This is a genomic window from Caballeronia grimmiae (assembly GCF_000698555.1).
Taxonomy (GTDB): domain Bacteria; phylum Pseudomonadota; class Gammaproteobacteria; order Burkholderiales; family Burkholderiaceae; genus Caballeronia; species Caballeronia grimmiae.
Genome location: NZ_JFHE01000125.1, coordinates 1 through 1,060, shown reverse-complemented (window position 1 = coordinate 1,060; position 1,060 = coordinate 1). Strand labels below are relative to the sequence as shown.

Sequence of the window (1,060 nt, the reverse complement as noted above, 5' to 3'; positions counted from 1 at the left end):
AGCGCGAGTTCGAGGCCGCCGCCCATCGCGATGGCGTGGATCGCGGCGATCACCGGTTTTTCGCTGTTCTCGACGGCCTTTATGACGGTGGCGAGCGTCGGTTCCTGAGTGGCTTTGGGCGTGTTGAATTCGGTGATGTCGGCGCCGCCCGAGAACGCCTTGCCCGCGCCGATAATGACGACGGCCGCCACGTTCGCATCGTCGCGCGCCCGCTCGACGCCTTCGACGATGCCAAGGCGCGTCGAATGCCCGAGCCCGTTGACGGGCGGGTTATCGAGCGTGATGACGGCGACGTTGTCGCGGATGGTGTACTGCACGGGCATGTATCGCTCCTGTGTGTTGCGCCGATGAGGCATTGTGGGCGATTGAGCCGCAATTTACAAAACACGGTCTGACCATGCGTTAGGAATGCCGCCCGCGCCGCCTCCATCGCTCAGGCAATCGCCGAGAGTACGTCGGTGAGATGACTTCCGGTGGCGAAGCAGTAGTGGCGGGCCGCGTCGAACGTGCCTGCGTCCTGCACACTCACATGGATCGGCTCGTTGAGGCTTCGCCAGAACAGATTCGCCTACCTGCGATGTGGCTGAAGCGGCCGTATTGGGGCGAACGACAAAGCGGCCTCTCGACTGTCGCAAAGAGGCCAGCATGGTCGCTGCAAAGTATTGGCTTTCGCTAGTGACTTAATCCGACCAACCCTGCCCGGCGGGACTAAGACGGCTAGACCGTCCTCTCCTCCACCCCCGGCAGCACGTGCTCCCGATACAACTCGCGCAGCCGCACCTTCTGCAGCTTGCCGGTCGCCGTATGCGGCAACTCGTCGGCGAACACGACGTCATCGGGAATCCACCACTTCGCGACCTTGCCTTCGTAAAACGCGAGCAGTTCCTCGCGCGTGAGCGTTGCACCGGGGCGGCGCACCGCGACGATCATCGGCCGCTCCGTCCACTTCGGATGCGAACACGCGATGCACGCCGCCTCCGCCACCTGCGGATGCGACACCGCGATGTTCTCCAGGTCGATCGAACTGATCCACTCGCCGCCCGACTTGATCACGTCCTTG

2 protein-coding genes are annotated in these 1,060 nt (G+C 63.5%); both read right to left on the bottom strand.

Annotated elements, in window-relative coordinates; all coding sequences use genetic code 11:
• Positions 1-323 (bottom strand): enoyl-CoA hydratase/isomerase family protein (locus tag BG57_RS30910; RefSeq protein ID WP_035971127.1); only part of this gene is annotated, 323 nt, incomplete at its 3' end.
• Positions 324-717: 394 nt separating this feature from the next.
• On the bottom strand, positions 718-1,060 hold a 343-nt coding region (locus tag BG57_RS30905), incomplete at its 5' end, for an AMP-binding enzyme (RefSeq protein WP_035971125.1).